20 protein-coding genes and 2 tRNA genes are annotated in these 24,779 nt (G+C 61.1%); 7 read left to right on the forward strand and 15 right to left on the reverse strand.

From position 1 onward, the window contains the following. Positions 1–292: 292 nt before the first annotated feature. From APH25_RS00095 to APH25_RS00115, 5 genes are all read right to left on the reverse strand, one after another. On the reverse strand, positions 293–1,009 hold the full coding sequence (locus APH25_RS00095; protein WP_028631812.1) for an ABC transporter ATP-binding protein: 717 nt from the start codon (positions 1,007–1,009) through the stop codon (positions 293–295). Continuing rightward, positions 1,006–1,881: an ABC transporter ATP-binding protein gene (locus APH25_RS00100; RefSeq protein ID WP_028631813.1), complete on the reverse strand. Its 876-nt coding sequence runs from the start codon at positions 1,879–1,881 to the stop codon at positions 1,006–1,008. The genes APH25_RS00095 and APH25_RS00100 overlap by 4 nt, the downstream gene beginning before the upstream one ends. Continuing rightward, positions 1,878–3,179, reverse strand: coding sequence for a high-affinity branched-chain amino acid ABC transporter permease LivM (gene livM / locus APH25_RS00105; protein WP_028631814.1), 1,302 nt, complete (start codon positions 3,177–3,179; stop codon positions 1,878–1,880). Before livM ends, APH25_RS00100 begins: the two co-directional genes overlap by 4 nt. A 2-nt stretch (positions 3,180–3,181) precedes the next feature. After that, the gene (locus tag APH25_RS00110; protein WP_028631815.1) at positions 3,182–4,096 is read right to left on the reverse strand and encodes a branched-chain amino acid ABC transporter permease; all 915 of its coding nucleotides are present in this window, start codon (positions 4,094–4,096) and stop codon (positions 3,182–3,184) included. A gap of 157 nt (positions 4,097–4,253) precedes the next feature. After that, the gene (locus APH25_RS00115; RefSeq protein ID WP_060480676.1) at positions 4,254–5,390 is read right to left on the reverse strand and encodes a branched-chain amino acid ABC transporter substrate-binding protein; all 1,137 of its coding nucleotides are present in this window, start codon (positions 5,388–5,390) and stop codon (positions 4,254–4,256) included. Positions 5,391–5,778: 388 nt separating this feature from the next. Here APH25_RS00115 and pncB point away from each other — a divergent pair, with 388 nt between their 5' ends. Then, entirely contained in the window at positions 5,779–6,984 is a 1,206-nt protein-coding gene (gene pncB, locus APH25_RS00120) for a nicotinate phosphoribosyltransferase (RefSeq protein WP_060480677.1), read from the forward strand. 3 nt (positions 6,985–6,987) lie between these two features. Continuing rightward, positions 6,988–7,815, forward strand: a complete 828-nt coding sequence (gene nadE, locus APH25_RS00125; protein WP_060480678.1) for an ammonia-dependent NAD(+) synthetase — start codon at positions 6,988–6,990, stop codon at positions 7,813–7,815. A gap of 54 nt (positions 7,816–7,869) precedes the next feature. On the opposite strand, the gene azu is transcribed toward nadE, so the two are convergent. The 10 genes from azu to rnr all read right to left on the reverse strand — a co-directional run bounded on the left by azu (position 7,870) and on the right by rnr (position 20,180). Then, on the reverse strand, positions 7,870–8,319 hold the full coding sequence (azu, locus tag APH25_RS00130; RefSeq protein WP_028631819.1) for an azurin: 450 nt from the start codon (positions 8,317–8,319) through the stop codon (positions 7,870–7,872). A 344-nt stretch (positions 8,320–8,663) separates the two neighbouring features. After that, positions 8,664–10,970 (reverse strand): YgiQ family radical SAM protein, encoded by a 2,307-nt coding sequence (locus tag APH25_RS00135; protein ID WP_060480679.1) that lies wholly within the window; start codon positions 10,968–10,970, stop codon positions 8,664–8,666. A 228-nt stretch (positions 10,971–11,198) separates the two neighbouring features. Continuing rightward, a complete protein-coding gene (gene dnaB, locus APH25_RS00140) occupies positions 11,199–12,596 on the reverse strand; it encodes a replicative DNA helicase (RefSeq protein ID WP_028631821.1) in 1,398 nt (465 codons plus the stop codon). Positions 12,597–12,709: 113 nt separating this feature from the next. Then, positions 12,710–13,156, reverse strand: coding sequence for a 50S ribosomal protein L9 (gene rplI, locus APH25_RS00145; RefSeq protein ID WP_028631822.1), 447 nt, complete (start codon positions 13,154–13,156; stop codon positions 12,710–12,712). Between the two features lie 20 nt (positions 13,157–13,176). Beyond that, positions 13,177–14,040, reverse strand: a complete 864-nt coding sequence (locus APH25_RS00150) for a hypothetical protein (RefSeq protein ID WP_060480680.1) — start codon at positions 14,038–14,040, stop codon at positions 13,177–13,179. Positions 14,041–14,073: 33 nt separating this feature from the next. Next, positions 14,074–14,304, reverse strand: coding sequence for a 30S ribosomal protein S18 (gene rpsR, locus APH25_RS00155; RefSeq protein ID WP_003249563.1), 231 nt, complete (start codon positions 14,302–14,304; stop codon positions 14,074–14,076). 28 nt (positions 14,305–14,332) lie between these two features. Continuing rightward, positions 14,333–14,758: a 30S ribosomal protein S6 gene (rpsF, locus tag APH25_RS00160; RefSeq protein ID WP_013974420.1), complete on the reverse strand. Its 426-nt coding sequence runs from the start codon at positions 14,756–14,758 to the stop codon at positions 14,333–14,335. Positions 14,759–15,115: 357 nt separating this feature from the next. After that, the gene (locus tag APH25_RS00165) at positions 15,116–16,576 is read right to left on the reverse strand and encodes a metallophosphoesterase (protein ID WP_082428187.1); all 1,461 of its coding nucleotides are present in this window, start codon (positions 16,574–16,576) and stop codon (positions 15,116–15,118) included. Positions 16,577–16,857: 281 nt separating this feature from the next. Continuing rightward, entirely contained in the window at positions 16,858–17,604 is a 747-nt protein-coding gene (gene rlmB / locus APH25_RS00170; RefSeq protein WP_028631824.1) for a 23S rRNA (guanosine(2251)-2'-O)-methyltransferase RlmB, read from the reverse strand. Beyond that, positions 17,601–20,180 carry a ribonuclease R gene (rnr, locus tag APH25_RS00175; RefSeq protein ID WP_060480682.1) on the reverse strand — a complete coding sequence of 860 codons (2,580 nt, stop codon included), beginning with the start codon at positions 20,178–20,180 and terminating at the stop codon, positions 17,601–17,603. Before rnr ends, rlmB begins: the two co-directional genes overlap by 4 nt. 270 nt (positions 20,181–20,450) lie before the next feature. Between rnr and APH25_RS00180 the strand changes: the two genes are divergently transcribed. From APH25_RS00180 to APH25_RS00200, 5 genes are all read left to right on the forward strand, one after another. Beyond that, positions 20,451–20,537 (forward strand) — tRNA-Leu (locus tag APH25_RS00180). A gap of 86 nt (positions 20,538–20,623) precedes the next feature. Further along, a tRNA-Leu gene (locus tag APH25_RS00185) sits at positions 20,624–20,710 on the forward strand. A gap of 126 nt (positions 20,711–20,836) precedes the next feature. Next, entirely contained in the window at positions 20,837–21,859 is a 1,023-nt protein-coding gene (locus APH25_RS00190; protein ID WP_060480683.1) for a methyltransferase domain-containing protein, read from the forward strand. Positions 21,860–21,961: 102 nt separating this feature from the next. Next, positions 21,962–22,975 carry an extracellular solute-binding protein gene (locus APH25_RS00195; RefSeq protein ID WP_028631827.1) on the forward strand — a complete coding sequence of 338 codons (1,014 nt, stop codon included), beginning with the start codon at positions 21,962–21,964 and terminating at the stop codon, positions 22,973–22,975. After that, complete coding sequence (locus tag APH25_RS00200) at positions 22,975–24,540, forward strand: iron ABC transporter permease (RefSeq protein ID WP_060480684.1); 1,566 nt, start codon at positions 22,975–22,977, stop codon at positions 24,538–24,540. The genes APH25_RS00195 and APH25_RS00200 overlap by 1 nt, the downstream gene beginning before the upstream one ends. Positions 24,541–24,779 lie beyond the last annotated feature (239 nt).

A 24,779-nucleotide genomic window follows, 5' to 3' on the forward strand; every position in this document is an offset into this window, starting at 1 on the left:
CGGCACTCGATCTCACGGGCGAAAAAACCCTCACGGCGGGCACCTGTAAGCTCTCACATCCCTTCCCCGCAAATCGTTCGGCATGGCGGCCGACGCAGATCGTGTGATGGCGACCACAGGCATGACGTGATGCTTGTGGTGGCGCGCAGATCAAGCGCCGCCCGCGCGGCGCATCGCGAGCTGCGCTCGCTCCTACATTTGTTTCGGGCCAATTAAGCCGGGGGCGTTTGTGTGCGGACGCCTTTGCGCATGGCGCGATATCGTGCCGTACGAACCAGGCAGGCGCCGCCGCTCAGTGCCCACCCAGGTAAGCGCTGCGCACCTCTTCGTTCACCAACAACTCCTGCCCCGTCCCGGTCATGCGGATTTGCCCGTTCACCATCACATAGGCGCGGTCCGACAGTTTCAGCGCATGGTTGGCGTTCTGCTCCACCAGAAAAATAGTCATCCCGGTCTTGGCCAGCTCACGCAGGGTGGCGAAAATCTGCTTGACCACGATCGGCGCCAGCCCCAGCGAAGGCTCGTCCAGCAGCAGCAACTTCGGCCGGCTCATCAGTGCGCGGGCAATCGCCAGCATCTGCTGCTCGCCCCCGGACATGGTCATGGCACGCTGGTTGCGCCGCTCCTTGAGGCGCGGGAACAGTTCGTACATGCGCTGCATGTCCTCATCGGCATGCTTGTCGCCGATGGGGATGGTGCCCATCATCAGGTTTTCTTCCACGCTCATGTCCGGGAACACCCGCCGCCCCTCCGGGGATTGGGCAATGCCGTTGGCCGCGATGTAGTGCGTGGACTTGCGGGTGATGTCCGTCCCCCGGTAAATGATCTGCCCGGCAGCGGCGCGCGGTTGGCCAAAGATCGACATCAACAAGGTGGATTTACCCGCCCCGTTAGCGCCAATCAGGCTCACCGTCTCACCTTCATCGATATGCATGGACACTTGCTTGAGGGCTTGGATCGGGCCGTAGAACACGTCCAGGTCACGCAGTTCGAGAATGGGTGCAGTCATACCAGTTCCTCTTCGTCGGCACCCAGGTAGGCAGCGATCACGGTCGGGTTGTTGCGGATATCCTGCGGGGCGCCTTCGGCGATCACGTTGCCGTGGTCCAGCACGACGATATGGTCGGAAATGCTCATGACCATGCCCATGTCGTGCTCGATTAGCACCACCGTGATGTCGTGCTCGTCACGCAGCACCCGCACCATACGGCTGAGCGCCTCGGTTTCCTGCGGGTTCAGGCCGGCCGCCGGCTCGTCCAGGCAGATCACCTTGGGCCGCGTGCACATGGCCCGGGCAATCTCCAGGCGCCGCTGCTGCCCGTACGACAGCTCGCCAGCCAGGCGGTTGGCACAATCGACCAGGTCGACCACCTCCAACCAGTAGAAGGCGTGGTCCAGCGCATCGCTCTCGGACTTGCGGTAGGCCTTGGTGTTGAGCACCCCGGCCAGCAGGTTGCGGTTTACCCACATGTGCTGCGCCACCAGCAGGTTCTCGATGACGGACATCTCCTTGAACAGGCGGATGTTCTGGAACGTACGGGCCAGGCCTGCGCGGTTCACCAGGTGTGTGCCACCGAACATCTTGTAGTACAGCCGGCTGGCGAAACGGGACGGGGAGACAAAATCCGCCGCCTGGAAGCTTTCGCCCAGCAACTGGATAACGTTGGTGTGGCCGCCCCGCACGTTCAGCTCGATGCGCCCGCCACTGGGCTTGTAGAAGCCGGTAAGGCAGTTGAAAACCGTGGTCTTGCCGGCGCCATTGGGGCCGATCAAGGCGAAGATCTGGTTGCGCCTGACCTTCAGGCTGACGTCGCTGAGCGCCTTGATGCCACCGAACTGCATCATCAGGTTATCCACAGACAGAATGATTTCGTCGCTCATGGCGCCACTCCTTTACGTGGGGTCACACCGGTACGGCTGATGCGAATCAGGCCCCGCGGTCGCCAGATCATCATCAGCACCATCAGCACGCCGAACAGCAGCACCCGGTATTCCGAGAAGCTGCGCAGCAACTCGGGGGCGACGGTGAGCACGAAGGCCGCGATGACCACGCCCACGGTCGAACCCATGCCGCCCAGCACGACGATGGCCAGAATGAGCGCCGACTCGAAGAAGGTAAACGAAGACGGGTTGACGAAGCCCTGGTAGGTGGCGAAAAACACACCGGCAAGGCCTGCAGTCGATGCACCCAGGGTGAAGGCCGACAGCTTGACCAGCACATGGTTGAGCCCCATGGAACGGCAGGCGATCTCGTCCTCGCGCAGCGCTTCCCAGGCTCGCCCAACCGGCATTCGGGTCAGCCGGTGCTTGATGTAGAGCACCGCCAGCACGACCAGAAACAGCACCCCATAAATGAACACGAACTTGAGGTTGGCGTTGTAATCGAAGCCGAAGAACTCGTGAATCGGCACGCCGCCGTCCTTGGCACGCCGCCCGAACTCCAGGCCGAAGAAGGTCGGCGAAGGCGCCGGCATGCCGTTGGGCCCGCCCGTGAACGACAACCAGTTGTTCAGCACCAGGCGGATGATTTCACCAAAGCCCAGGGTGACGATGGCCAGGTAGTCGCCGTGCATGCGTAATACCGGGAAGCCCAGGATGCACCCGGCCAACGCAGCGGCGATGGCCGCAAGCGGCAGTACGCTCCAGAAGCCCAGCCCCAGGTACTGGTAACCCAGCGCCAGGCCATAGGCGCCGATGGCGTAGAACGCCACGTAACCCAGGTCGAGCAGGCCCGCCAGGCCCACCACGATGTTCAACCCAAGGCCCAGCAAGACGTAGATCAGCCCCAGGATGACCACGGTCAGCAGGTACTTGTTGGCAAAGATGGGGAACACGATGGCGATGATCACCAGCGCCGGGATGATGTAGCGCAGGCGCGACTTGTAGTCCGGTGCGTTGACGTGCACGCCCGAGCCACCGCTGTCGAAGCCCTGCAGCATGCGCCGGCCAGCGGCGGTCTGCAGGTACAGGCTGAGCAGAAAGCGCCCCACCATCACCCCGCCAACCAGCCAGGCCACACGGCGCGGCTCGGCGTTGAAACTGTAGCCATCGAGCACCACACCCACTACCGGGCCAAACACGATCAGCGCCAGCAGCCCTGCGACCAGGGTTTCCAGCAGGCTGCGCTTCAGGTCAAAACCCTTGGTTTCGGAAACAGAGGCAATTTTGGCAACGGACATGATCACACCTTAGCCACGAGTGGGCGACCCAGCAGGCCTTGAGGGCGGAAGATAAGGATGAGCACCAGCAGCGAGAAGCTGAATACGTCCTTGTAGTCCGAGTTGATCAGCCCCGAGAACAGCGATTCGGAGATCCCCAGGATGATGCCGCCAAGCATCGCCCCCGGCAGCGAGCCGATGCCGCCGAGCACGGCGGCGGTGAATGCCTTGATGCCGATGATGAAGCCTGCATAGAAATCGAAAGTGCCATAGTTCATGGTGATCAGCACACCGGCCAGCGCGGCCATCACCGCACCGATCACGAATACGTAGGAAATCACCCGGTCGGTGTTAATCCCCAGAATCGACGCCATCTTGCGGTCCTGCTGGGTGGCACGGCACATGCGCCCAAGCTTGGTGTACTTGATGACATAGGTCAGCAGGCCCATGCCGACGAACGCGGCCACCAGGATGAAGATCTTGGTGTAGGTCAATTGTACGAAGCCACTGCCCACATCGACGCGCCAGGCGCCTTCGAGCAACGTCGGTACACCCTGCTGGCGGGCGCCCTGGCTGATCTGCGCGTAGTTTTGCAGGATGAGCGAAATGCCGATGGCACTGATCAGCGGTGCCAGGCGGGTGGAGTTACGCAGGGGTTTATAGGCGATGCGCTCGATGGTGAAGCCATACACCCCGGTGACCACGATGGTGAACAACAGCGTGCCCAGCATCAACAGGGGGAAGGATTCGATACCGAAGTAAGCCAGCAATGCCAGGCTGATCGCCGCCAGGTAAGCGGAGATCATGTACACCTCGCCGTGCGCGAAGTTGATCATGCCGATGATGCCATAGACCATTGTGTAGCCGATGGCGATCAGGCCATAGACCGACCCAAGGGTCAGGCCATTGACCAGTTGCTGCAGGAAAATACCATCCATAACGCAATCTCACCTGATGGAGACTGCACGGGCGCCGCCCACGGCGGGCCCAGGTCAAGGCGGCCCTCGCAGTGCAGACCCGTGCAGGTCTACGAATAAAGACAGGTACCGCAGGGGCCCGGGCCCAGGGCGTGTGCACCTGGGCCTTGGGCCGTTGTTATTGTTGTTTTTCCAGCTGGTGGTACTTGCCGTCCTTATCCCACTGGTAGACCACGTAGTCGGACACCGTCAGGTCGCCCTTGCTGTCCCACTTCTTCTCACCCATCACGGTCTGCACCGGGTTGGCTTTCAGCCATTTGGCGGCGTCCTCGCCCTTGTTCGACTTGGCGCCGTTGAACGCCGCTGCCAACGCCTGCAGCGAGGCATAGGCATACAGGGTGTAGCCTTCAGGCTCGGTGCCGGCCTTGCGGAATGCTTCCACCACCGCCTTGCTGTCCGGCAGCAGGCGCGGGTCGGCGCCAAAGGTCATGTACACGCCATCGACGTACTGCGCGCCGCCGGCAGTAGACACCAGCTCGTCGGTGACGATGCCGTCGTCGGACATGAACTTCACGTCCTTCAGGCCCTGCTCGCGCAGTTGCCGAACCAGCGGCCCGGCCTCTGGATGAAGGCCGCCGAAGTACACCACGTCGGCGCCCACGGAGCGGATCTTGGTGACCACGGCGCTGAAGTCTTTTTCGCCACGGGTCAGGCCTTCATACAGCACCGGTTTCACGCCGCGCTTTTCCAGCTGCGCCTTGGTCGCGTCGGCCAGGCCCTGGCCGTAGGTGTCCTTGTCGTGCAACACCGCCACCTTCTTGCCTTTGAGCACATCGACGATGTAGTTGCCCGCGACCACGCCCTGCTGGTCGTCCCGGCCGCACATACGGAACATGGCAGAAAGGCCACGCTCGGTGACCTGCGGGTTGGTCGAGCCGGGGGTGATGGCGATCACGCCTGCTTCGTCATACACCTCCGAAGCCGGGATGGTGTTGGACGAACAGAAATGGCCGACCACGCCAATGACCTTGTCCTGGTCCACCAACCGGTTGGCCACGGCCACGGCCTGCTTGGGTTCGCAGGCATCATCACCCTTCACCAGTACGATCTTCTCGCCGTTCACGCCACCTGCCGCGTTGATCTTGTCGGCGGCGGCCTGGGCCCCCTTCATGTATTGCTCGCCAAACGCTGCGTTCGCCCCGGTCATAGGGCCCGCGACACCGATCTTCACGTCGGCCTGAACATACGAAGAAACACCTAGTGCCGTGGCGACGGCCAGGGCCAGAAAACCTTTCTTGTAAAACGTCTGCGACATGAGGTGGTGCTCCTGAATTTTTTTGGTTGGCACTACAACGACTCAGCCCTGTCCTCCGAGCAAGGGCCGTGCCATCAGTTTTACATCGCTGTTAAACACTTCGTTTAACAGGCGTGCCAGCCCGGCATGGCCTTTTGTTACTGAGCGTGCAACCGTCTGCGACGGGCAAGGTGCCACCTTCATCCAGGAACCAGGGCAACTCCACCCTGCCATCATTGCAACCCTGCCCCACACCACCGTGCAACCCGCCTGTAACAAACAACGTCACCGAACTGCACACACGTGGTGCGCCACTGCTACAGCCGGCACCGTTTCAAGGCTGGCCGAAACATCAAAGTGAAAAGGCTGGCACAATGGCCGCCATTCGCCGTTTCTGGAGTCACCCCTGATGAGCGAGAGCGCATTCGCCGAGCGCATCGTGCATAACCTGCTCGACACCGATTTCTACAAACTCACCATGATGCAGGCTGTGTTGCACAACTACCCGGATGCCGACGTGGAATGGGAGTTCCGCTGCCGCAATGGCGAGGACCTGCGCCCGTACCTTGGCGAAATCCGTCAGCAACTCGAACGGCTCAGCGACCTGACACTGGATGACGGGCAGTTGGGCTTTCTGGAACGCATCAGCTTTCTGAAGCCGGACTTTCTGCGGTTTCTGCGGTTGTTCCGGTTCAACCTGCGCTACGTACAACTGGGCATCGAGGACGATCAGCTGTGCCTGCGCCTCAAAGGCCCCTGGCTGCATGTGATTCTGTTCGAAGTCCCGCTGCTGGCCATCATCAGCGAAGTCCGTAACCGCCACCTGCACCCGCACATGCGGCTGTCGGAGGCACGCGACCAGCTCTATCGCAAATTCGACTGGCTCAATGCCAATGCCAGCGGTGACGAGCTGGCCGAGATGCAGGTCGCCGACTTCGGCACCCGCCGGCGCTTTTCCAGCCGCGTGCAACAGGAGGTGGTGCGGGTGCTGCGCGACGACTTCCCGGCCCGCTTCGTGGGCACCAGCAACGTCGACCTGGCCTGGAAGCTGGATATCAAACCCCTGGGCACCATGGCCCACGAATGGATCATGGCCCATCAGCAGCTCGGCCCCCGGCTGATCGATAGCCAGATCGCCGCACTGGACTGCTGGGTGCGGGAGTACCGCGGCTTGCTGGGCATAGCCCTGACCGACTGCGTCACCATGGACGCCTTCCTCGGTGACTTCGACCTGTATTTCGCCAAGCTCTTCGACGGCCTGCGCCATGACTCCGGCGAGCCGGTGGCCTGGGCGGAAAAAGCCATCGCCCACTACCAGCACCTGGGCATCGACCCGATGACCAAGACCCTGGTGTTCTCCGATGGCCTGGACCTGCCCCGGGCGCTGCAAATCTTCCGTGCGCTGCGCGGTCGCATCAACGTAAGCTTTGGTATCGGCACCAACCTGACATGCGACATCCCGGGGGTGGCGCCGATGAGCATCGTGCTCAAGATGACCGACTGCAACGGCGCCCCGGTGGCGAAGATTTCCGACGAGGCGGCCAAGACCCAGTGCCGCGACCCGAATTTCGTCGCCTACTTGCGTCATGTATTCAAAGTCCCCAGCAAGGAGTAACCCATGCAAGCGGTTCAACAGGAAATTGCCCAGGCCCTGAAGGTACAGCCGCCGTTCGCCGACGCCGCTGCCCTGGACGCCGAAGTCGCCCGGCGTGTGGCGTTCATCAAGGGCTGCCTGGCCAACGCCCGCCTCAAGACCCTGGTGCTGGGCATCAGCGGCGGTGTCGACTCACTCACCGCTGCACTGCTCGCCCAGCGCGCCATCACCGAGCTGCGTGCAGAAACCGGCGACCAGGCGTACACCTTCATCGCCGTACGCCTGCCCTACCACGTCCAGCACGATGAGCATGACGCCCAGGCCTGCCTGGAAGTGATCAAGGCCGACGAAGTACACACCGTCGACATCGCCCCTGCGGTGAAGGCACTGGCCGCCGAGGTGGTCGAGCTGAAGGCCGGTTCGCCCACCCTGGTGGACTTCGTGGTCGGCAACGTCAAGGCGCGTACGCGCATGGTGGCGCAGTACACCATTGCCGGCGCCCGTGCGGGGCTGGTGATCGGTACCGACCACGCCGCCGAAGCGGTAATGGGCTTCTTCACCAAATTTGGTGACGGTGCCTGCGACCTGGCCCCGTTGAGCGGCCTGGTGAAGCGCCAGGTACGGGCGATTGCGCGCAGCTTCGGTGCGCCCGAGTCACTGGTGGAGAAGGTGCCAACGGCCGACCTGGAAGACCTGGAACCGGGCAAGCCGGACGAAGCGTCGCACGGTGTGACGTACCAGCAGATCGACGACTTCCTGCAGGGGCAACCCATCGACCAGGCGGCGTTCGACATCATCGTCGCTAACTACCGCAAGACCCAGCACAAGCGCGAGCTGCCGTTTGCGCCGTAATAATGCATTGGGGCCGCAAAGCGGCCCCAATGACACGTACCCACGCGCTTCAGATCACTTGACGACAACCTTGCCCTTCATCATCGAGATGTGGCCAGGGAAGGTGCAGAAGAAGCTGTAGTCACCGCCGGCATCCAGCTTGGAGGTGTCGAACTTGATCTCGGTTTCTTTCTCAGGCGCACCAATCATCTTGGTGTGGGCAATGATCGCGGCGTTGTCGGCCTTGATGTAGTCCTTCTCCAGGCCCTGGCTCATGCCTTCGGTCGCAATGCCCTGCATGTCGGCAGTCTTGCTGATGACCAGGTTATGGCCCATGACGTTCTTCGGCAGGTTGCCGGAGTGCGTCAGTTTTACCGTGAACTCCTTGCAGCTCTTGTCGACGGTAATTTCCTTGGTGTTGTACGACATCTGGTCGGTGGAATCGACAGTCACCGAACACTCGGCTGCGAAGACAGAGGCGCTGGCGAGGGTCAGCAGGGATACCGCTACAGCTTTCGCAAACATCATGAATCTCCTTGGCAGGGTTTTATCAATTGCGAGACTGCCTTATACCGTTCAGCCCCTCGCTGATATGGGTCAACGGGGTGTCAATAGGCCAGGCAGTTGAATTGCTCAATGGATTGTATACAACCAATCTAAAGGCACATCATGCCCCTTTATTAGACGATGGGACAACCACTCATTTAGGAGCAATACCAAATGCCCATGTCCCGCCTCATCAACAGCCTGCTCGCCGCTTACGCACACGCAGCCACCGGGGCGATCTGCGAATTCTCGCGCCCCGAATAACAGCTGGTTGAAGGATTCACCGTGTTGCGGGGCCGCCAGGCGGCCCCGAACGAGGTCGACTAGCGCGGGATGACCGGCTGACGCGGTTTCTTGCCCTTGCCCGCTTTACCACCTTTGCCTGCATCCTTGCGCTCTTTGGCGGCTTGCTGGTTGCGCGCGAATGCTTCGGCCTTGGCCTTTTCTCGCTTGTCCCAAGGCTTGCTGCCATCACTGGCACGCGGCGGCAGGCCGGTGTGCTGGGTCAGCACCTTCTGCTCCTTGGCCACCTTGTGGCTACCTGCAGGCGTGGAGTTCTTGCGCCGAGCACTCTGGTAGGTGTCCGATTGCGGCTGGTGCAGGGGGATCAGCTGGTGCTTGCCCGGGCCGATCAGGTCGGCGCGGCCCATGCGCTCCAGCGCCTCACGCAACATCGGCCAACCCTTGGGGTCGTGATAGCGCAAGAATGCCTTGTGCAACCGGCGCTGCTCTTCGCTCTTGACGATATCCACGCCTTCGCTCTTGTAGGTCACCTTGCGCAGCGGGTTCTTGCCCGAATGGTACATGGCCGTGGCCGAGGCCATCGGCGACGGGTAGAACGCCTGCACCTGATCGGCACGGAAGCCGTTGCCCTTGAGCCACAGGGCCAGGTTCATCATGTCTTCATCAGTGGTGCCTGGGTGCGCGGCGATGAAGTACGGGATCAGGTACTGCTCCTTGCCCGCTTCTTTCGAGAACTTCTCGAACATGCGCTTGAAGCGGTCGTAGGTGCCGATACCCGGCTTCATCATCTTGTCCAGCGGGCCACGCTCGGTGTGCTCCGGGGCAATCTTGAGGTAACCGCCCACGTGGTGGGTGACCAGCTCCTTCACGTATTCCGGCGACTCGACCGCCAGGTCGTAGCGCAGGCCCGAGGCAATCAGGATTTTCTTCACACCTGGCAAGGCACGGGCCTTGCGGTACAGCTCGATCAACGAGCTATGGTCGGTGTTGAGGTTCTCGCAAATACCGGGGAACACGCACGACGGCTTGCGGCAGTGCTTCTCGATGTCCGGGCTTTTACAGGCGATGCGGTACATGTTGGCGGTCGGGCCGCCCAGGTCAGACACCACGCCGGTGAAGCCAGGCACCTTGTCGCGCATTTCTTCGATCTCGTGGAGGATCGACTCGTGCGAACGGTTCTGGATGATCCGGCCTTCATGCTCGGTGATCGAGCAGAAGGTGCAGCCGCCAAAGCAGCCGCGCATGATGTTCACCGAGAAACGGATCATCTCGTAGGCCGGAATGCGCTCCTTGCCGTAGGCAGGGTGCGGCACACGCGCATACGGCATGCCGAACACGTAGTCCATTTCTTCGGTGCTCATGGGGATGGGTGGCGGGTTGAACCACACATCCACTTCGCCGTGTTTTTGCACCAGGGCGCGGGCGTTGCCGGGGTTGGTCTCCAGGTGCAGCACGCGGTTGGCGTGGGCATACAGCACCGGGTCGTTGCGCACTTTCTCGAACGAGGGCAGGCGGATCACCGACTTGTCGCGGGTCATGCGCGGGCTGTCGAGAATCTGCACCACCTTGGCTTCGTTCGGGTCTTCCTGGTCGCCTTTGGCCTGCTCGATGGCGCAGGCCTGGGTGTCCTGGGTATTCACGTAGGGGTTGATGATCTTGTCGACACGGCCCGGGCGGTCGATGCGGGTGGAGTCGATCTCGTACCAGCCTTGCGGGGTATCGCGGCGCACGAACGCGGTGCCACGTACGTCGGTGATGGTGTCGATGCGCTCGCCGTTGGACAGGCGCTGGGCTACTTCGACCACGGCCCGCTCGGCGTTGCCGAACAGCAAGATGTCGGCGCTGGCGTCGATCAGGATCGAGTGGCGGACCTTGTCCTGCCAGTAGTCGTAATGCGCGATACGGCGCAGCGAGGCCTCGATGCCGCCCAGCACGATCGGCACGTGCTTGTAGGCTTCCTTGCAGCGCTGGCTGTACACCAGGCTGGCACGGTCAGGGCGGCTGCCGGCCAGCCCACCCGGGGTGTAGGCGTCATCGGAGCGGATTTTCTTGTCCGCGGTGTAGCGGTTGATCATCGAGTCCATGTTGCCTGCAGCCACCCCGAAGAACAGGTTCGGCTCGCCCAGCTTCATGAAGTCGTCTTTGGACTGCCAGTTCGGCTGGGCAATGATGCCCACACGGAAGCCCTGGGCCTCCAGCAGGCGGCCGATGATGGCCATGCCGAACGACGGGTGGTCGACGTAGGCATCCCCGGTCACGATGATGATGTCGCAGGAATCCCAGCCGAGCAGATCCATCTCCTCCCTGCTCATTGGCAGGAAAGGTGCTGGTCCGAAGCATTCGGCCCAGTACTTGGGATAGTCGTAGAGTGGTTTGGCTGCTTGCATGTCAGTGACCGGTTCTGGTGTGCAGGAAAATCGCGGGCGCGAAATATAGCACAAATTTTAACCAAGTCCGACTGGAATCGTAGGGGATAGGTGGGTTGCGCGACAGTTGGTGTAAAGGCCCACGGGTGCCCGCCGCAATGATGGCTTCGCTTGTCAGATCGAGCGCCGCCCTCGCGGCGCTTGAACTCAACAACACTGAAACTCCCAAGGCGAACGCCTGGTCGAGCCTTACTCGTCGTCGTCGAAGTTATACATCCCCGGCGCCAGGTTCTCGAAGCGGGTGTATTTACCAATAAACGCCAGCCGCACAAAACCAATCGGCCCGTTACGCTGTTTACCGATGATGATTTCCGCCACGCCCTTGTGTTCGGTTTCGGGGTGGTACACCTCGTCACGGTAGACGAACATGATCACGTCGGCGTCCTGCTCGATTGCACCGGATTCACGCAAGTCGGAGTTCACCGGGCGCTTGTTCGGGCGCTGCTCCAGGGATCGGTTCAGCTGGGAGAGCGCGATGACCGGGCAGTTGAACTCCTTCGCCAGCGCTTTCAGCGAGCGGGAAATCTCGGAAATTTCATTGGTACGGTTATCACCGGCCGACCCCGGGATCTGCATCAGCTGCAGGTAGTCGACCATGATCAGGGCAATTTCGCCGTGTTCGCGGGCCAGGCGCCGGGTACGCGCACGCATCTCCGATGGGCTGATGCCGGCGGTATCGTCGATGAACAGCTTGCGGTCGTTGAGCAGGTTCACAGCCGAGGTCAGACGGGGCCAGTCATCATCGTCCAATTGCCCGGAACGCACCTTGGTCTGGTCGATACGGCCAAGCGACGACAGCATACGCATGACCAGCGATTCGCCTGGCATCTCCAGCGAGAACACCAGCACTGCCTTGTCGGTACGCAGCACCGCGTTTTCAACCAGGTTCATGGCGAAGGTGGTTTTACCCATGGAGGGTCGACCCGCAACGATGACCAGGTCGGCCGGCTGCAAGCCGCTGGTTTTCCCGTCCAGATCGGTAAAGCCGGTGGACACCCCGGTGATATCGCTGTCGGAGTTGAACAGTGTATCGATACGGTCGATGGCCTTGGTCAACAGCTCGTTGACCCCCACCGGGCCACCGGTCTTGGGCCGCGCCTCGGCGATCTGGAAGATCTGCCGCTCGGCATCGTCGAGGATTTCTGCGGCATCGCGCCCCTGCGGGTTGAACGCGTTGTCGGCAATGTCGGTACTGATGCTGATCAGCTGGCGCAGCGTGGCCCGCTCGCGAATGATCGCGGCGTACGCCTTGATGTTGGCCACCGACGGCGTGTTCTTGGCCAGTTCGGCGAGGTACGCCAAGCCACCCACCTGCGTGGACAGGCCTTCCTTGTCCAGCTGCTCGTGCAGGGTCACCACGTCGAATGGCTGGTTGGCGTCGGCCAACTTGTGCACGGCACGGAAGATCAAACGGTGGTCATGCCGATAGAAGTCGCCATCCGACACCTGGTCCAGCACCCGCTCCCAGGCATTGTTGTCCAGCATCAGGCCACCGAGCACGGCCTGTTCGGCCTCGATGGAATGCGGCGGCACCTTCAGGGCTGCGGTTTGCAGGTCAAGCTGTTCGGAGGAAGTGATCTCGTTCATGTCCACGGAAGAATTCTGGAGGATTAGAAACACAAAGGGCACGGCCTGTCGAAGACAGGACCGTGCCCGATGTTAACCGGCTGACACCTGACGGGCCAGCCGGTCAGCGCAGCTTAGGCAGCTACGACGACCACGCGTACGGTGGCTTCAACGTCGCTGTGCAGGTGCACGGCTACGTCGTATTCGCCAACCTGACGGATGGTGCCGTTCGGCAGACGCACTTCAGCTTTGGCCACTTCAACGCCAGAGGCGGTCAGGGCGTCAGCGATGTCGTGGGTGCCGATCGAACCGAACAGCTTGCCTTCGTCGCCAGCGGTGGCAGTGATGGTCACTTCCAGCTCGGCCAGTTGGGCAGCGCGGCTTTCAGCCGAAGCTTTCTTGTCAGCGGCTGCTTTTTCCAGCTCGGCGCGACGCTCTTCGAACGCAGCCAGGTTGGCGGCGGTCGCAGCGGTGGCCTTGCCGAATGGCAGCAGGTAGTTACGGCCGTAGCCAGCCTTAACATTTACTTTGTCGCCCAGGTTACCCAGGTTGGCGACTTTTTCCAGCAGGATCAGTTCCATTTGGTAAAACCTCTTAACTTTTAACCTTCACCGTTCGCGGAGTCATTCCCCTTGGGGGACTTGCGACCGCGAAAATCAATCAGGCTGTCGACAATGGCCAAAACCACCAGCAACGGATAAATCAGCTGCATGATCAGCGGCAACGTCACGTACATCCCCACCAGCCAGAAACCAGCCAGTCGGCCCTGTGCCACGAGCCCATGCATCAACGCGATGCCGGCCAGCACCAGTACCAGGCTCGAAGCCGATGCCAGGATGATGAACTGCGGCCCGATGAACGGGGCCACCACCATCACTGCCACCAAGACCGCCATGGTCTGTTTCGGCAACTTCAGTGCGCGAAATTCGCGACCGAAGCCTCCAGGGTTGTACAACGCTGCCTGCCAATAACGCGCCAGCACCAAAGCCAGCACGCAGAACAATTGCACCGTCACGGCTGTGGAAGCGACCAGCACAGGGCGGATCGTTTCGCCGGAGAGCACCGGTTGCCCCTCGACTTGCGGCATGGCGTCGGAAAACGCCTTGGCCAGCGCATCGAAGGTAGGGGCCAGCGCCAGATCGAGCACGTGGCTGAAAACCACGGCGAACACGGCGCTGACCACCAGAACCCGGCTCCAGGAATGCTCGGCACGCAACATGGCGGCCAAGGCCAGGGCACCGGCGATCACCATGAAGGTGATCGGATCGCCCATGACCCACACGGCCAGCCCGGCGAGCAAGCCGCCGGCGATGACCGTTGTAGCATCCTTGAAACCCCGCCGCAGCAGCACAAGGCTGCCGGCAGCGGCACTCAACCAGAACAGCAGCGGCAGTACCGCGCTGATGACCACCACGAGGGTGGCCTGCACACGACCGCGCATGATGAAACTTGCTAACGCTCGCATGCTAATCCCTTACTGCTTGTCGACGACCCGGTCTCAGCGGCCGTGGCTGTCGGTGTAGGGCAGCAGGGCCAGGAAGCGGGCGCGCTTGATAGCGGTAGCCAGCTGACGCTGATAACGAGCTTTGGTACCGGTGATACGGCTTGGAACGATCTTGCCGGTTTCGGATACGTAAGCTTTCAGGGTGTTGAGATCTTTGAAGTCGATCTCTTTCACGTCTTCAGCAGTGAAGCGGCAGAATTTACGACGACGGAAGAAACGTGCCATTTAATAGGCTCCTCTAAAGGTCCGTGGATTACTCGTCAGCGTTATCGCTGGAGTCGCTGTCATTGCTGTCGTCGCCATCGGCGGACTCGGCATGCTCAGGACGCTCGCGACGCTCACGGCGCTCGCTGCGGTTTTCTTCAGCCTTCAGCATCTCGGACTGACCGGTAACGGCTTCGTCACGACGGATGACCAGGTTACGGATAACGGCATCGTTGTAGCGGAAGTTGTCTTCCAGCTCGGCCAGGGCCTTGCCAGTGCACTCAACGTTCAGCATCACGTAGTGAGCCTTGTGAACATTGTTGATTGCGTAGGCCAGTTGACGACGGCCCCAGTCTTCCAGGCGGTGGATCTTGCCACCATCTTCTTCGATCAGCTTGGTGTAACGCTCAACCATGCCGCCGACTTGCTCGCTCTGGTCCGGGTGAACCAGGAAGATGATTTCGTAATGACGCATGAATGCTCCTTACGGGTTAGTAGTCTGCCAGCGAATCTGGTCAGACAAGGAGTGAATGACACTGTATGTCTTGCACGATGGGGAGGCACATGCGCGCCTGCCAGGTCGGCAAGGGGCGCAATTGTAGAGAAGGCCGCGCGTACAAGCAAGGTGATTGGTGATTATTTGAACAGCCAGGCGTGAGCTGCGATGAGATAGGGGCTGGGAGCTCACGCTCCGACACCGAACGCTGGCTTGATCGCTTGAGCGACGACGTCGCCGTCCACTCTCCGCCCGCCTGCCGGGAAACTGGCCCATCCTGGTGAAGGGACCAGTACCTCGATCCTGTACAGCTAGGAAGCTCAGCACCCCGCCAGCTCATAGGCCGAGCGAAATGGTATAAAAGCCCTGAGATGCCAAGCCCCACCCACTGCGCTTGAGCCCCTCAGGCAAAGGATTCAAGTTTTGAAACTGAGGAATGGAAAAGTCACCTCGGTAATCCCCGCCATAGCAGCGTCTGGTCCCCGTCCCTGAAAGGCATAACTGCCCCATGCTAGGCACATACCCACGCACTTTCATCGACATATAATAATTGTTGGCTTGACGAGGGCATTTCGATCTGTCGATCCACGTTTTCTCGGCCCCAGGCAGTACATAGAGCGAGCAGGCCTCACCGGTGTATGAATGCCCCCTGAAGAGTTCAACGTGCAGCGAATCATTCGGAGGGGGTGGCGCAGGCCCAAAGCGGACGAACGATTCGCCTGCATCTGCAGTATTTACGATATTCTTGACGTGAAGGATATTCTCGTGCCAATCAAAATACAGGGCAAGGTAGGACCGGTCGAGCAGCGCCCCCGTTTGAAAAACAGGCACTTTCCCAATCGTCGTCTTACGGCCAATTTGTCTATGAAGATGCCCCGCAAACACTGCGATCACCCCCGTCTCTTCTAGGAGGGCCTTGAACGCACCGGTCTGCACTTGCGGATCCTTCCAACCTGTTCGTTTGTGCAAATTTACAATACTGACCTGACCTCGGCGTTTGGCATCGCGCAAATCTGCACTTAGCCAATCCATGTAATTCTGGATCTCGAAATAAATGGGATAATCAAGCGTGCCACCCTCAAACTGTCTTGTGTACGTGGGCTCGAGATTCAACTGCACGATGTGCAACTTCCCCACATCGACTGAGTACGAGAGGGACCCGGTATGTTTCGAGGGGGCTCCGCCGCCAGAGGTGAACCTGTGATCGAAATTGACCCCCCGCGATTTACTCTGGATCGTCTCGACCCACGCAATATGGTCACACACCGCATCGCGAGCACACCCGTTATTGGTGCAATCATCTACATTTTGATCGTAATCATGGTTACCCAATCCAGGCAAAATCAAGGGCCCTGGCTTCAAGGAGGGGGCCATTTTGAAGCGGCCCTGCACCGCGCTTCGCTCCTTACCATGTCCGAAGTCAGTTATATCGCCATTGATGATAAGGGGAACATACGCATCCCCCTGCCGCTGGATGCGTAAACTGGCCATGTAGCTTTCACCCAACACCGCCTTCCATTTTGTTTCATCCCTGGATTCATCATAGGGATTTCGGCTAGTGACTACACGAAACGCTTGGGGATCTGATGCGATGATTACTTTTTGCAACTGACCCGGGACTGGCGTCTGCCAGTCACCGGCTATGTAGGAGGCATAGTTGTCAGTGCTCGTTTGCGGACAACCACTTACCCCGCCTAACGGCTCAGTACTTGCGCCGGCCGCAACAGCCTGACCAGGTACCAGCGCAGAGAGCAACGACACTGTACAAAACATTTTCCACGTGTTCGAAACCCGCATGATGCAAATCTCCCATTTATCCCCAACGGCCCTTACCCGAAAGCAAATAGGGGCGGCCAGATAGACGCATGGGTAATTAGTACAAGCAGATGGAGCGCCCCTCAACTGGCAGAACTGCCAGGTGTAAACGAAGGATGTTTGCAACCATGCAGCTATAATCGGACACAGGCGGCACTGCCACTCAGCCCACTAATGAAGGCACTCGGTAACACGCGACTGGCGCTGAAGACCAAGTGCCTTACATGTAGAGAATGGAGACAAGCAAGAGCGGACAGGGAGTATCAGCGCTTGGCCTGGCGCTGACGCACGGCTTCGAACAGGCAAACCCCGGTGGCCACCGAGACGTTCAGGCTGCTGACACTGCCGCCCATCGGCAACTTGACCAGGAAATCACAATGCTCACGGGTCAGGCGGCGCATGCCCCTGCCCTCTGCGCCCATGATCATCACCAGCGGGCCGGTCAGGTCCTGCTGGTAGATCTCCTGCTCAGCCTCACCGGCGGTACCCACGACCCACAAACCGCGTTGCTGCAGTTTCTCGAGCGTGCGTGCCAAATTGGTTACAGCTACCAGCGGGATCACCTCAGCGGCTCCGCAGGCCACCTTGCGCACCACGGGCGTCAGGGTGGCGGACTTGTCCTTGGGCACCACCACCGCCGTCGCACCGGCCGCATCGGCAGTGCGCAGGCAGGCGCCCAGGTTGTGCGGGTCGGTCACGCCATCGAGCACCAGGATCAGCGGCGGGGTTTCGGTGCGCTCGAGCAACTCTTCGAGCATCAACTCACCCCACACCTGGCTAGGGCTCACCTCGGCGACCACGCCTTGGTGAACGCCCTCGACCCAGGCATCAAGTTCGCGGCGCTCGGCCTGGCCGACCGCCACGCGGTTGTCGGCAGCCAGCGCCAGCAAGGCCTGCAGGCGCGGCTCGCTGCGCCCTTCCGACAGCCAGATCTGCTTGACCCGCTTCGGATGGTGCTGCAGCAATGCCTGCACGGCATGCACGCCGTAGATTTTTTCCAGCTGACTCATGACTTGCTCTTGCTCTTGCGTTGGGTACCGGACTTCGACGGGCCTTTACGGTGCTTGGTGGGCTTGCCGGTGGCCTTGCTGCCCTTGTCGGACTTGCCACTGGCATTACCGCCGCTGCGGGCCTCGGTCATCAACGCCTTTTTCATTTCGCGGCTTTTACGCACTTCGCTGTTGCGCTGTACGGCGTCCTTGGGGAAGTACGCTTCGGCGGTTTCGCTCTTGCGGCTGCGCGGCTTCGGTGTGGCCTTGGCCTCTACCGGTTGCGCCTGCTCGGCGGGGGCGCCGGCAGGGGCTGCGCCACGCTGTTTGCGGCCAATCGGCGCGGCAAGGGTCTTGTCGGCCACCTCGAAGTCGATCTTGCGCTCGTCCAGATCAACGCGCATGACCTTCACCTCGATGGTGTCACCCAGGCGGAAGCTGCGGCCGGTGCGCTCGCCGGACAGGCGGTGGTGCACAGGGTCGAAGTGGTAGTAGTCGCCCGGCAGGGCGCTGACGTGCACCAGCCCTTCCACGTAAATGTCAGTCAGCTCGACGAACAGGCCAAAGCCCGTCACCGCCGTGATCACACCCGGGAAGGTTTCGCCCACACGGTCCTTCATGAACTCGCACTTGAGCCAGTTGACCACGTCACGGGTCGCTTCATCGGCCCGGCGTTCGGTCATCGAGCACTGCTCACCCAACTGCTCGAGGGTGTTCTCGTCGTACGGGTAAATGCGCGCTTTGGGGATGCTCATGGCGCCGGCACGCTTGACGTGCGGGGTATCCACCTTGGAGCGGATGATGCTGCGGATGGCGCGGTGCACCAACAGGTCGGGGTAACGGCGAATCGGCGAGGTGAAGTGGGTGTACGCCTCGTAGTTCAGGCCGAAATGGCCGTTGTTGTCGGTGCTGTACACCGCCTGGCTCAACGAGCGCAGCATCACCGTCTGGATCAGGTGGAAGTCCGGGCGCTCGGCGATGCTCGCCAGCAGGGCCTGGTAATCCTTCGGCGACGGGTCCTTGCCCTTGTGCAGCGACAGACCCAGCTCGCCCAGGAAGGCGCGCAGTTTTTCCAGCCGCTCCGGCGGCGGGCCGTCGTGCACGCGGTACAGGGCCGGCACGCCATGCTTCTGCAGGAACTCGGCAGTGGCCACGTTGGCAGCCAGCATGCACTCTTCGATCAGCTTGTGCGCATCGTTACGCACAGTGGGGCGAATTTCCGCGATTTTGCGCTCTTCGCCGAAGATGATGCGGGTTTCCTGGGTTTCGAAGTCGATGGCACCGCGGGTATGGCGGGCAGCCAGAAGCACCTTGTACAGGTTGTAGAGGTTCTTCAGGTCTGGCACGACCGCCTTGTATTCCTCGCGCAGGGCTTTGCCTTCACGGGTTCGGGAGTGCTCGAGCATGCTGCTGACCTTGTTGTAGGTCAGGCGGGCGTGGGAATGGATCACCCCTTCATAGAACTGGTAGTCGACCATCTGCCCAGCCTTGTTCATGGTCATTTCGCACACCATGGCCAAGCGATCGACATGCGGGTTCAGCGAGCAGAGGCCGTTGGACAGCTCCTCCGGCAGCATCGGCACCACGCGCTCCGGGAAGTACACCGAGTTACCCCGCTGCTGGGCTTCCACATCCAGGGCAGAACCCAGGCGAACGTAACTGGAAACGTCGGCGATGGCCACGTACAGGCGCCAGCCACCGGAGAACATGCGCAGCTTGCCCAATGGCTCGCAATACACGGCATCGTCGAAGTCGCGGGCATCTTCGCCGTCGATGGTGACGAACGGCAGATGGCGCAGGTCGACGCGCTTCTCCTTGTCCTTCTCCTCGACTTCGGAGCGGAACTTGCGCGCTTCCTTGATCACGTCCTGGGGCCATACGTGGGGGATATCGTAGCTGCGCAGGGCAACGTCGATTTCCATGCCTGGGGCCATGTAGTTACCGATGACCTCCACCACGTCGCCTTGCGGCTGGAAGCGCGGGGTTGGCCAGTGGGTGATCTTGATCTCGACGAACTGGCCGATCTTTGCCCCGCCGTTACGCCCCGCGGTTACCAGCACTTCCTGCTGGATCTTGGGGTTGTCGGGGGTCACGTAGCCGATGCCGCCTTCTTCGAAATAGCGGCCCACCACGCTTTCGTGGCCTCGGGAAATGACTTCGACCAGCACGCCTTCGCGCCGGCCGCGGCGGTCGACGCCCGAGACACGGGCAAGGCCGCGGTCGCCGTCGAACACCAGGCGCATCTGCGAGGGGCTGAGGAACAGGTCTTCGCTACCGTCATCGGGGATGAGGAAGCCGAAGCCATCGCGGTGGCCGGACACGCGACCACAGATCAAGTCCAGCTTGTCCACCGGGGCATAAGTGCCGCGCCGGGTATAGATAAGCTGGCCATCGCGCTCCATGGCCCGCAGGCGCCGGCGCAGGGCTTCGATCTGGTCTTCTTCGTGCAGACCGAACTCTGCCGCCAGCTCCTCGCGTGCGGCCGGTTCGCCACGGTCGGCGAGGCGCTGCAGGATCAGCTCACGGCTGGGAATGGGGTTGTCGTATTTTTCCGCTTCGCGAGCGGCCTCGGGATCGAGGGATTGCCAATCGGCCATCAGAAGGGGTTCACCTTGGGGTATATAGATAGGAATTCTGGCATAGGCGTATTGAAACCGGAAATGTCAGCCTTGGACAGCCCCAGTGGCGTGTCCGGCGAACGGTAATAGGCTCGTGAAATCAACAAGTTGAATTTTTTGAGATTTTTTTTGATCGGGGGCTTTACAGCCCTAGGAGGCATCCGTATAGTGCGCACCACAACGACGGACAACCCCGCAGTTGTAGTAGAGATGAACGGCGCTGTAAAGCATCTTTTATCTCGAATGTGTGCCCAGGTGGCGGAATTGGTAGACGCGCTGGTTTCAGGTATCAGTGACTTAACGGTCGTGGAAGTTCGAGTCTTCTCCTGGGCACCAAGATTTTTAAGTAATAGATGACCAAGGATCTGTTACTACTGTGTGAAGCGAACAATAGTCGCCTTCACCAGACGATGTAAAGCTTTGCCCAGGTGGCGGAATTGGTAGACGCGCTGGTTTCAGGTATCAGTGACTTAACGGTCGTGGAAGTTCGAGTCTTCTCCTGGGCACCATACAAAAACCCACTAGCTTGCTAGTGGGTTTTTTCTTGCCTGCTGGTTTTGTAATGTCCAGCCGGATTTGCAATACAGAATCATTCTCATCTAGCATCTGGCTTTCTCTCATGGAGCGAGCCTGCAATGAGCATGGACCTGACTACCCCTCACCCGCTTCAAGCCTGCTGGGACCTGCAACTGGCAGGCCTGGCCGCCGACGCCCTGCGCACGGCACTCACGGTTGAACTGTTCGATCACCTGCAGCACTTCACTGCCCCCGCGCAATTGGCCAAGGCACTGGACCTTGAGCCCTTCAACACGGGCTACCTGCTGGAAATGCTCTGGGCCCAAGGGCTGCTGGAGCGTGATGAGCAAGGCAACCAGTACCGCAATGGCGACACTGCCCGCCGTTACCTGAGCCGCAGCGCGCATGATTACTGCGGTGACGCCCTGCTGTTCCGACACCAGGTACTGCGCCAGGCAGGCGCGCCTCTGGAGCAGGCGCTACGTAACGGCCTGCCGCCGGCTACAGCGCCCGGCCCAGAGATGGCTCGCCGCTGGGCAGAGGCAGCGCGGGTGCAGATTGCCCAGGAGCAGCAAGCGGTGACAGCCGACGTTGCGTGCCAGCTGGTCGACCGGCTGCCCCACGCCACGCGCCTGAAACACATGCTGGACCTGGGCGGCGGGCCAGGCCTGGTTGCCATCGCCCTCGCTGAACGGTTCACGGCATTGCAGGGCACGGTGTTCGACTTTGCCGAAACCGCCGCCGTTGCCCAGGACAATGTTCTGCGCGCGGGGCTGGAGAAGCGCCTGAATATCATTGGCGGCGATCTGGACCATGACGGGTTTGGCAGTGGTTATGACCTGATCTGGTGCTCGTCGGTGTTCCACTTCGCCCGTGACCTCGATGGGCTGATACGCCGACTTCATACGGCGCTCAACCCCGGCGGTGTGCTGATGTGCTGCCACGCCGAAGTGCCACGCAACCGGCACACGGCAGCGCGGGTACTGCCTTATTACCTGCATATGCGCATGCAAGGGCGGCATGTATTGCCAGCCGGCGAACTGGCCCAGCGGCTGCACAATGCCGGGTTCGTGGAGGTTCGCCAGGAGGATGGCCTGAGGTACCCGGTGGCGCCGGTGACGGCAGTGGTTGCCTGTAAGTGATGGCCGCACCCAACCATGAATTTCTTCTCACGTGGCCACTTGAGAAACGATTTCGTTTACCATTGTTTCCAAATATGTAGCCGTAAGCGAGGAAGTACCCGCATGACGATCCGCCCGCAACCGCTGATGCGCACCCTGGCTGCCGCCGTGCTGAGCCTGGTCATCGGCGCTCCGGCCGCCATGGCAGACGCCCCGGTCACCCTGACCATGTACAACGGTCAGCACAAGGAAATCGGCGAAGCCATCGCCAAGGCCTACGAGGCCAAGACCGGCATCCATATCAATATTCGCAAAGGCAGCAGTAACCAGCTGGCCAGCCAGATCATCGAGGAAGGCGACCGCTCGCCCGCCGACATCATCTACACCGAAGAGTCGCCGCCGCTGAACAACCTGGGCGAACTGGGCCTGCTGGCCAAGATCGACGACGCTACCCTGAACATGCTGCCCAAGGAATATGTGGCCGCCAACGGCAGCTGGATGGGCGTTACCGCCCGTACCCGTGTGGTGGTGTTCAACCCTAAGAAGATCGACGAGAAAGACCTGCCCACCACTGTAATGGACTTTGCCGACCCGGAATGGGACGGGCGCGTCGGCTTTGTGCCGACCAGCGGTGCATTCCAGGAGCAGGCCGTGGCCATCCTCAAGATGCATGGCCGCGAGGCCACCGAAGAATGGCTCACAGGCCTGAAAGCATTCGGCAAGACCTACACCAACAACATGGTGGCGCTGAAGGCCGTTGAAAAAGGTGAAGTGGCTGCTGTGCTGGTGAACAACTACTACTGGTACGCCCTGGAGCGCGAGCGCGGCAAGCTCGACTCCAAGCTGTACTACCTGGCCGATGGCGATGCCGGCAACCTGGTGACCATCTCTGGTGCTGCGGCGGTGAAGGCCAGCAAACACCCCAAGGAGGCTCAGGCCCTGCTGAACTGGATGGCCAGCGAAGAAGGCCAGCGGGTGATCACCCAGACCACCGCCGAGTACCCACTGCACAAAGGCATGGTGTCTGACCGCGGCCTCAAGCCATTCGAAGACCTGCGCCCACCTAAGATCTCGCCAGCCGACCTGGGCAACGCAGAGGAAGCGATCGAACTCGAACGTGAGGTCGGCCTGCTCTGATGACTGCCGCCTTGACCCAGCCGGCGCCGGTACGCTTCGTGCCACGCCGCAAGCGCCCCTCTGTCTGGGTGGTGCTGCCCGTACTGTTCCTGGTCGCCATGAGCCTGCTGCCCTTGCTCTATGTGGCCATCAAGGCCTGGGAAGCCGGCTGGCGAGAGGCGCTGCACCTGCTGTGGCGGCCCTTCGTATGGGGGTTGATGCGCAACACCCTGCTGCTGATGGTGGGTGTAACGCTGACCTGCATGGTGGTAGGCCTGGCGCTTGCCTGGCTGCTCGAGCGCAGCAACCTGCGCGGTCGCAGGCTTTGGGGGGTAGTGCTGTGCCTGCCCTTTGCGGTGCCATCCTTTGTCAGCAGCTTCACCTGGGTATCGCTGAGCTCGGACTTCGAAGGCCTGGGCGGGGCGATCCTAGTGATGGCCCTGTCAAAGTACCCCTTGGTGTTCTTGCCCGTGGCAGCCACCCTGCGCAACCTCGACACCTCCCTGGAAGAGTCGGCACGTACCCTGGGCTGCAACCGCTGGGGGGTGTACCTCAAGGTCACCCTGCCACTGCTGTGGCCGTCGATGCTCGGTGGCGCGCTGCTGATTGCCTTGCACATGCTGGTGGAATTCGGCGCCCTGTCGATCCTCGGTTTGCAGACCTTCACCACGGCGATTTACCAACAGTTCGAACTGGAGTTCAGCAACGCCAATGCCGCCATGCTGTCCGCCGTGCTGCTGGCAATGTGCCTGGTGATGCTGTGGCTGGAGCTGCGTGTACGCGGCAAGGCTCGCCATGTGCGCATCGGCCAGGGCGTGGCGCGCCGGGCACAACCTGTTCGGCTGGGCGGTTGGGCACTGCCCGCGCAGTTGTTCTGCCTGGGCCTGGCGGTACTGGGCAGCGGCATCCCATTGGCGATGCTCGGTTACTGGTTGAGTGTGGGTTCGTCGGCCGCCTTCCCGGTAGCAGCCATTTCCAAGGCGCTGTTCACATCGCTTTCGGTATCGCTGGGCGGCGCGGGCTTCTGCGTGCTGCTGGCTTTGCCGATCAGCTTCCTGGTGGTGCGCTACAAAGGCCGCCTGGCCATCTGGGCAGAGCGCCTGCCCTACCTGCTGCATGCCCTGCCCGGCCTGGTGATAGCCCTGACGCTGGTGTTCTTCGCCCTGCACTACGTGCCGGCGCTGTACCAGACGTCGGCACTGCTGCTGCTGGCCTATGCGCTGCTTTTCCTGCCGTTGGCCCAGTCACCCGTACGCACCGCGCTGAACAAGGCCTCGCCGACGCTTGAAGAGGCCGCCAGAACGCTGGGCGCGAGCAGCTTCACGGCCTTTTGCAGGGTCACGTTGCCGATCATCTTCCCCGCCATGGCGGCCGCCTTTGCCTTGGTGTTCCTGGATGCCATGAAGGAACTAACCGCCACATTGCTGCTAAGCCCGACCGGCATGACTACCCTGGCCACCGAGGTTTGGGCGCACACGGCCAATGTCGAGTTCGCGGCAGCGGCGCCGTATGCGGCGCTGCTGATTGTGGTGTCGGGTTTGCCGGTGTACTTGCTGACCACGCGGATGTATCTGAACAAGGCCTGATCAGCGCACAACGTCAGGCATAGCGCGGCGCGCTCCCACAGTGATTGCGCCAGCTTTGAGATCTTGTGGAAGACAGTTTCATCTACAAGGATTGCGCAATTTTTCTGACTAGCAGTGTGGGTGCCTCTATGGGAGCCTGATTCTGCTGTCTGTCTCGTTGGTGACCTTCTTCGTCTGGTACTTCAGCCGCCAACGCCCCGCAGCCCTGCTGCGACCAAGGCCAGTTGGGCGCTTCCGCC

Source organism: Pseudomonas sp. NBRC 111119 (genome assembly GCF_001320125.1).
Lineage (GTDB): Bacteria > Pseudomonadota > Gammaproteobacteria > Pseudomonadales > Pseudomonadaceae > Aquipseudomonas > Aquipseudomonas parafulva.